Below are 5,313 nucleotides of genomic sequence, written 5' to 3'. Positions count from 1 at the left end.
AGGCGTCGCCCGCGGCCGTCACGGGAGCCGCCGCCCGCACCGGCGCCGCGGCCGATGCCGAGGCGGGAACGGATCCGACGACGATCGCTCCGGCGGCGAGGAGCGCGGCGACGAACGTGCCGGGCGAGCGTCTCATCCGTCGCTCGCGGGCGTGCGTCCTGCGGCGTCGATGGCGAGGGCCGGGCCGCCCGCGAAGTACGCCAGCCACGAGTCCGGGACCGGGCCGGCCTGGTCGGTCGTGTACCCGAGACGGTCGACGGCCTCCGCGCCGTCGGGGATCGCGTAGGCGGTCCCCGACTCGTCGACCAGCACATGCGCCGCCGCCTCGCCGTCGCCCACCCGGACCAAGGCTCCCGAGCCGATCGCCACCGCCGGCCGGGCCCGATCCGCCGGCAGTTCGGCGTCGGTCGCGGCGAGCACGGTGCGGCCCTCGTCGTCCAGGAGGGCGCAGGCGGCCAGCGGCTCCGCGAGCGCGGTCAGCGGCTCCGCGGGCCAGTCGTCTCCGCCGGCGGGCGAGCCCGTGGGCAGTGCCGCCAGCTCCGCCGGGGTCACCTCGCGCTCGGGACCCGCCGTCGCCCCGCTCCCGAGCAGGTACAGCTGGAACGCGAGCGGCGTGAGGGGCGCGGCCTCGCCCCGGCTGGTGATGACGTAGCGCTCGTCCGCCGGCCGTCCCTGCACGTGCACGATCTCGCCCGCGACGAGGTCGCTGTCCGGGATGCGCGTCCCCACGTCCCGCAGGACGATGGGGGAGAGGTTCCTGCCGGGAGGGAAGAGGTTCAGCCAGCGGCCGTCCACGCGCGTGATCCCGGCGGTGCCGAGCCCTGCGGCGCGCAGGACGGCGTCCGCCTCGTCGGAGGGAACGGCGTACCGCAGTCCGCCGGCGATGACGAACAAGTCGCCGTCGCGGCGGACGACGACGCCGGCGCCCGGCTGCGCGGTCGCGATGGGCGAGGCGGTGACGGACACCGCGGCGCCGGCGTCCTGGTCCACGCACGCGGTCCACCCGGTGTTGTGCAGAGAGCCGGGCGCGGGAAGGTCGTCCGGGGCGCCGAGGATGCCGATCGGGGCCCCGACCTCGATGCCCTCCAGCGTGCCCTTGTCCGTGCTGACCACCGAGAACTCTTTCGCCGGGATGAGCAGGCGCGCGCTGGCGGTGTTGATCACCGGATGCAGCACGCCCTCGACGGAGACGTAGCGCGCGCCGGTGTCGGTGGCGATGATCAGGCGGTTGTTCTCCCATCCCTGCGGGAGCCCCGGGCGGAGCATCCCGAAGAACAGGCCGCCCAGCAGGAGCATCGCGGTCAGGGCGATGCCGGCGGCGACGGCCCGCAGAGGCTTGGCCGGCTCGAGCTCCTTGCCTCCGGGCGCCCCTCCGGTGAACGCCGACAGCAGGCGGCGGCGGCTGAAGCCCTGCGCCTCGATGAGCTCCTTCTTCGTCGCCATCGGCTACAGCAGTCCCGCCGTCACGACGCCGAGCGGCAGCACGAGCGCCATCGCGAGGATCTCGACCGTGTCGGCGAGGCGGGCCAGCCGCAGCCGCGCGCGCGGGCTCAGCAGGGTGAGGCCGACGAGCACCACGGTGGCGGCGATGAGCACGACCAGCAGGCCCAGGCGGAGCCCGGGCTGCGTGAGCGCGACGGTGAGCCCGGCGGCGGCGAGCCCGAGCGCGCCGAGGATCATCAGCGCGAGCACCCCGAGCCGCGCGTGCATCTGACGGGACTGGAACATCATCCCGACGAACGCGAGCAGGCACAGCAGCGCACCCGCCAAGCCCTCGGCGGCCACCAGCGGCGTGGCCGCGAGCGCGGCGAGTCCGAGCGCGGCGCGCAGGGAGATGAGGGTGCGCGTCCCGGCCGCGGCGCGCCGCTTGACGTCCTCGCCGTCGATCGGCTCGGGGACGCTGAAGACGTCCGCGTCGCTCTGCGGCGAGATGACCCGGATGCGGGTGGAGCCGAGGGCGAGCCACGGGATCCCGTTGGCCAGCGTGGCGCTCACGGCGAGCATCAGCGCATAGGGGGCGATGACGCTGCCGAACAGCGCGGCGGACGCCGCGGTGATCCCGATGACGGTGCCCAGCACGATCGGGATGAGATGGATCTCGGGTCTGTCCTTCGCGAGAGCGAGGCTCACTCCGCCCACGACGAGCAGACCCAGCCCGGCGGCTGCCAGCGGCCAGCCCCAGAGGGTCGTCGCGGGGGCGGCGAGATAGCCGGCCAGCCCGCCGTACGCGGCGGCGGCGAGCCCGAGGGCATGGCCCGCCTCCGGCTGGTCGAGGCGCAGGAGCACCGTGGCGACGACGAGGAGGACGACCGCCCCGGTGCCGGCGACGATCGCCGGCACGAGCCCGGCGCCGCTGGCCACGAGCAGCAGGCCGCACAGCGCCAGGAACGTGAGGCTGATCGCCAGCGCGGTGCGGGCGCTGTCCTTGGGCGTCCAGCTCCCGTGCTGCGCGGCGGTCGCGTCGATCACGGCCTCGACGACGTCGTCGTACACCCGAGGCTCGGAGACGAGGCCGCCGCGCACGAGGGTGAGCAGCTCGCCGTCGTGCACGCCCTGCGCGGAGGCGCCGAGAGCGGGGTTCAGCGGCGTCCCGTCGGCGCGGTGCAGGGCGTAGCCGCCGTGCGCGAGGGAGGGGTCGAGGACGCCGAGGCTCCGCGCGAAGCCCGGGATGATCTCGACGAGCGGCACCTGCGCGGGCACGCCCGCGTCGAGGCGCCGGTCGTCGCTGACGATCGACAGCCTCAGCACGGCACCCGCAGCGCTGCTGCCCTGGTCCATTGGATCCGGTTCCCCCACGCGGTCGTTGTGCCCCGGCGGAAACCGCGCCGGGGACAGCGACAACTCTATAAGGAGCACGCCCGGAGGCCGGAGGGGATCCATGGGGAGTTCTCCCCATGGATTCCGTCCGTGGCAGCGCCTACTGTCTTCCGTGGGGACATCACCGGGCGCTTCGGACACCTGGCCTCGAGTCCTCTTTCCGCACCCAACCGGAGGAGAGTGAGTAATGGCTGAGGTCATCTCTGCAGAGGAAGGCGCGCTCAGGAAGGGCGCACAGGCCGTCAACACCGCCAAGGCGGGCATCGACCAGCAGGTCAAGAAGGTCCGGGGCGAGATCGAGCAGGTCCGTGGCTACTGGACCGGCGGCGCCTCGGACTCGTTCCAGGGCCTGATGAACCAGTGGGACCAGAAGACCCGCCAGCTCAACGAGGTGCTGGTGACGCTCGAGGAGGCCCTGGCGGGCACCGAGCGCGACCAGGCCGCGACCGAAGAGCAGCACCGTGCCACCATCTCGGGCCTCGGCTCGATGATGTCGGGCGCCTGAGCGAGAGACAACGAGGGAGATCACGATGCAGTCGATGTCGGTGCGTCCGGAGCAGGTCACTGCTCTGGCGAATCAGATCCGCGGCGGTGCGAACGGCATCCGCTCGCAGCTGGACACCCTGGAGAGCGAGGTCGGCAAGCTCCGTGCCGCCTGGAACGGTGAGGCGCAGACCGCCTATGACCGGGCGCAGCGGGAGTGGAACGCCAAGCTCACCGAGCTGCAGCAGCTGCTGGAGCAGATCGCGACGAAGACCCAGGGCATGAGCGAGGAGTACGTCTCCCGCGACCGCTCGTCGGCGGGTCGCTTCGCGTAGGGTGACGACGTCCACGGGTGTGGCTCTTCGGGATCCGCACCCGTGGCGTGTCCGGTGCACGCCCCGGCCAGAGCGAGGCCCCGGGGCGTGCAGCGGACACGAGTCGACGGACATGAGTGAGAGGCGGACACGGACATGACGATCAGCATCCTCGTCGAGGGCGTCACCGGCGCCCTGACCAAGATCCTCCAGGCGATGGAGGAGTTCCCCGCCGCGGTCGAGGTGGCGATCTCCGAGGGCGGGACGAGCACGGTCACCAAGCCGTTCCGCGACGAGGTCCGGTACGCCGCACAGGAGATGAGCGACGTCACCGCGAAGATCATCACGGTCGTGAACGAGACCCAGGACGAGATCCGTGCCGCCGTGAAGAGGCTCATGGAGACCGATGCCGAGTTCGCCGACGAGGGGCGCCGCCTGCTGGCGCTGCTGGAGTCCGCCGAACAGGGCGGGGGGAGCCGTCCGTGACCTCCGCGCGTGCGCGTCGCACGGCCGCGGGTCTGGCGGCGGTCGCCGCCGTGCTCGCGGTCGGGGTCGTCGCGCCCGCGCACGCCGCGGACCAGCCGGTCCCCGGCGGGTGGTACATCGACCAGGGGGGCGTGCCCGAGGCCCACGCCGCGGGCTTTCGCGGTCAGGGCGTGACGATCGCGGTCATCGACTCGCAGATCAACCCCGACGTGCCCGCCCTGCGCGGTGCGGACCTGCGGGTGACCGAGCCGGCGTTCTGCCGCGGCGCCGGCGGCGCTGAGATCCCGGCCGTGTCCACCGACGGCCAGGTCGCCGATCACGGCACGCAGGTCGTGTCGACCATCCTCGGCACCGGCGCCGCAGGGGAGGGACAGTGGCCGGTGCGGGGGGTCGCACCGGAGGCGACGGTCCTGTACTACGCCGGGATGACCGGGAGGACCGCGGATGCGGACGCCGAGAGCCTGGAGTGCCTCGACGACCAGGGGACGAACATCCGTCTGGACGGGGCCGGGCACGCGTTCGAGGCGGCGCTGGACGCCGGAGCCGACATCGTCTCGATCTCGCTCAGCGGCCCGATCTCCGGCGTCCTCCAGGACGCGATCGCGCGCGCACACGCCGAGGGGGTCGTCGTGCTGGCGGCGATGCCGAACGACACGGGCGCGGTGACCTTCCCCGCGGGCCGCAACGGCGTCGTCACGGTCCAGGCGCTCGACGAGGCCGGGCAGATCATGGCCGGGGACAAGGGCATCGAGGGTGCGCCGCTCACCCCGAACACGAGCGAGTCGGTCGTCGTCGCCGCGCCGGGCATCGGGATCCTGGTGCCGGACGCCGGCGAGGGCTGGACGGCACAGGCGCTGGTGGACGGCACGTCCCTGGCGACGCCGATCGTCGCCGGCTCCCTGGCGGTGCTCAAGAGCAGGTTCCCCGAGGCGAGCGGCAACCAGCTGATCCAGACGATGCTCGGCACCACCGGCGGATCCCGGCACGAGCCGGCATGGCGGGACGACGTCGGCTACGGGCCGATCTCGCTCACGGGCATGCTGGCGGACGACCCGCTGTCCTATCCGGACGTCAACCCGCTCTTCGACAATCCGCAGTTCGAGCTCGCCATGGCGTACGGGCCGACGGCGGACGAGGTCGCGGCGGCGGGCGCAGAAGCACCCGCCACGGCACCGGAGACGGCCTCGACGACCGCGCCGGCCGAGACGGCGGC

The 5,313-nt window shown here is 73.3% G+C and carries 6 protein-coding genes; 4 read left to right on the top strand and 2 right to left on the bottom strand.

The window, feature by feature from the left end:
• Positions 1–132: 132 nt before the first annotated feature.
• Positions 133–1,443 (bottom strand): type VII secretion protein EccB, encoded by a 1,311-nt coding sequence (eccB, locus tag MR1_RS18480; protein WP_067250567.1) that lies wholly within the window; start codon positions 1,441–1,443, stop codon positions 133–135.
• A gap of 3 nt (positions 1,444–1,446) precedes the next feature.
• Entirely contained in the window at positions 1,447–2,778 is a 1,332-nt protein-coding gene (gene eccD, locus MR1_RS18475) for a type VII secretion integral membrane protein EccD (protein WP_067250565.1), read from the bottom strand.
• Between the two features lie 226 nt (positions 2,779–3,004).
• Here eccD and MR1_RS18470 point away from each other — a divergent pair, with 226 nt between their 5' ends.
• The 4 genes from MR1_RS18470 to MR1_RS18455 all read left to right on the top strand — a co-directional run.
• A complete protein-coding gene (locus tag MR1_RS18470; RefSeq protein ID WP_067250562.1) occupies positions 3,005–3,322 on the top strand; it encodes a WXG100 family type VII secretion target in 318 nt (105 codons plus the stop codon).
• A 25-nt stretch (positions 3,323–3,347) separates the two neighbouring features.
• Complete coding sequence (locus MR1_RS18465) at positions 3,348–3,635, top strand: WXG100 family type VII secretion target (protein ID WP_067250558.1); 288 nt, start codon at positions 3,348–3,350, stop codon at positions 3,633–3,635.
• Between the two features lie 135 nt (positions 3,636–3,770).
• Positions 3,771–4,100: a hypothetical protein gene (locus MR1_RS20300; RefSeq protein WP_067250554.1), complete on the top strand. Its 330-nt coding sequence runs from the start codon at positions 3,771–3,773 to the stop codon at positions 4,098–4,100.
• The coding region (locus MR1_RS18455) for a S8 family peptidase (protein ID WP_084344925.1) at positions 4,097–5,313 on the top strand (1,217 nt) is incomplete at its 3' end. The genes MR1_RS20300 and MR1_RS18455, both read left to right, overlap by 4 nt.

Source organism: Microbacterium resistens NBRC 103078 (assembly GCF_001552355.1).
GTDB lineage: Bacteria > Actinomycetota > Actinomycetes > Actinomycetales > Microbacteriaceae > Microbacterium > Microbacterium resistens.
Note: the sequence above shows the minus strand (reverse complement) of the source record. Positions and strands in the feature narration are given on the sequence as shown.

Bases quoted from the DNA above. Each gene is read 5' to 3' on its own strand.
- MR1_RS18470 (WP_067250562.1), top strand. From the start codon at position 3,005: ATGGCTGAGGTCATCTCTGCAGAGGAAGGCGCGCTCAGGAAGGGCGCA.
- MR1_RS18465 (WP_067250558.1), top strand. From the start codon at position 3,348: ATGCAGTCGATGTCGGTGCGTCCGGAGCAGGTCACTGCTCTGGCGAAT.
- MR1_RS20300 (WP_067250554.1), top strand. From the start codon at position 3,771: ATGACGATCAGCATCCTCGTCGAGGGCGTCACCGGCGCCCTGACCAAG.
- eccB (WP_067250567.1), bottom strand. From the start codon at position 1,443: ATGGCGACGAAGAAGGAGCTCATCGAGGCGCAGGGCTTCAGCCGCCGC.
- eccD (WP_067250565.1), bottom strand. From the start codon at position 2,778: ATGGACCAGGGCAGCAGCGCTGCGGGTGCCGTGCTGAGGCTGTCGATC.